General features: G+C 64.5%; 1 protein-coding gene. It reads left to right on the forward strand.

Annotation, left to right across the window (positions count from 1 at the left end):
* Positions 1–175 precede the first annotated feature (175 nt).
* Complete coding sequence (locus tag BST27_RS30185; RefSeq protein ID WP_069422665.1) at positions 176–2041, forward strand: ATP-binding protein; 1866 nt, start codon at positions 176–178, stop codon at positions 2039–2041.
* Positions 2042–2054 lie beyond the last annotated feature (13 nt).

The raw sequence follows: 2054 nt of genomic DNA on the forward strand, positions 1-2054 counted from the left end.
AAAACGACCGCCGAGATCGTGGCATACGAACATCCTTCCAGGGGACCACCGTCCCGCTATCTCAGATGTCCACCAATTCTGGGGAACCTCACTTGACAGTCTGCACGACCGGTTCCGTTTGCTAACGGGTCGTTCCCGTACCGCGGTACGTCGACAGCAGACCCTGCGTGCCTCGGTGGAGTGGTCGCATGCACTGCTGACCGAGCCCGAGCGGGTGTTGTTCCGTCGCTTAGCGGTGTTCCCGGGCGGCTTCGACCTTGCCGCTGCCCAGGCGGTCGGCGGCGGGGCCGAGGTGCAGCGTTACCAGGTCCTAGACCAGCTAAGTCTGCTAGTGGACAAGTCGTTGGTGGTCGCCGACGACCGGGTGGGCCGAACACGCTACCGGCTGTTGGAAACAGTGCGCCAGTATGCGGCCGAACAGTTGGGCGAGTCCGGTGAGGTCGACGCCGTGCGGGCACGTCACCGCGATTACTACACGGCCCTTGCCGTGGAACTTGACGCGCCGGCCGGCAGCGATTACGAGGGGCGGCTTGCGCAGGCGGAGCTCGAGATCGACAACCTGCGTGCCGCGTTCGGGTTCAGCCGTGAACACCACGACGTCGAGCCCGCGCTCACCTTGGTGTCGTCGCTGCAGGCCCTGTGGTTCACCCGAGGGCGCATCCGGGAAGGGCGGGCCTTGCTCGACGCCGCGCTAAGCGACCTCAACTCTCGGCACGCCCCGGTTGCGGCCGCGGTGCGATCGAGGGCGCTTGCTGACAAGGCTTTCCTCGATGCGTGGGTAGGCGACGTCGACAGCTTGGACCAGGCCGAGCGGGCCCTGACAATCGCTCGAGAACTCGATGAGCCGGCGCTGCTTGCGAGAGCGCTGACCGCCTGCGGCTTTTGCGCCGGCCAGGGCTATAACGCCGCACTCGCCCATAAGTACTTTGCCGAGGCGATCGGGCTCGCTCGGGCATTAGACGATCGGTGGCGGCTTAGCCAGATCCTCGCCTGGCAAGCGGGAGCCGGGGCAATCGCGGGCGATCCGTCAGCTGTGTGCACTGCAGGCCGAGAAGGGCGCGAGTTGGCCGATTCGATCGGCGATAGGTTCCACTCTCGTCAGTGCCGCCATTGGCTCGGATATGCGCAAATGATCCAGGGCGATCTGGCTGGTGCTGTCAGAGAACTAGGCCGCCTCGTGGTCGAGGCCGAGGCCGCCCAAGACGAAATTTCTAGAGTGGTCAGCCTGGGGACTCAAGCAATCGCACTTGCCTACCAAGGGCAGGTGGCTGCCGCGCGCGCGGCTGCTCACGCGACCCTTCAGGGCGGCCTAGAGCTTGGCGGAAGGTTTGCGGCATTCGGATACGTAGCATCAGGATTCGCCGCCCTAGCCGCCGGCGATGCCGCAGGAATCCACGAGACCCGCGAGGCAAGCCGCCAACACACAAGTGTTGTCGGCACGACGGTCGCAGTACAGCGCATCTGGAATGTCGAGTCCGCGCTCGCCGACGGAGATTTCGCAGCCGCTCGCAAGCTGGCCGACGAGGCAGTCTCGACCCTAACCGGCTGGTATTCGGTATGGATGCTGACCCTGCGGGCGCGTTTGGCTATCGCGATCGGTGAGATCGGACAGGCCGAGCGTGATGCCCGAAACGCGCTCGCTTTAGGCGTCGAAATCAAGTCGCACCTGGGCATCCCTAACATCTTGGAGTGCCTTGCGGTTCTGGCGAGCAAGGACGGCAATGACCGCGAAGCCGCCCGCCTGTTCGCCGCGGCGGAGGCCGCCTGGCAACGCATCGGCGCTGTACGTTTCAAAATCTACGACGCTAGCTACGAGGCGTCGGTAGCAGCGCTGCAAAAGGCCATGGGCGAGAAAGAATTTGAAAAGGCATGGGCCGAGGGAACTGCGCTTTCAGTCGAGGAGGCTATCGGCTACGCGCAGCGCGGTCACGGCCGATACAAACGCTCGGTCAGCGGGTGGGCCTCGCTCACCCCGACTGTCAATGGCCATCTGGAAGTCCCCGTTTTTGGCCAGGAGAAGTCCCCGCCCCTGAGCGGGTGATTGGCTAACTCTT

The sequence above is a fragment of the Mycobacterium intermedium genome (genome assembly GCF_002086275.1).
Lineage (GTDB): Bacteria > Actinomycetota > Actinomycetes > Mycobacteriales > Mycobacteriaceae > Mycobacterium > Mycobacterium intermedium.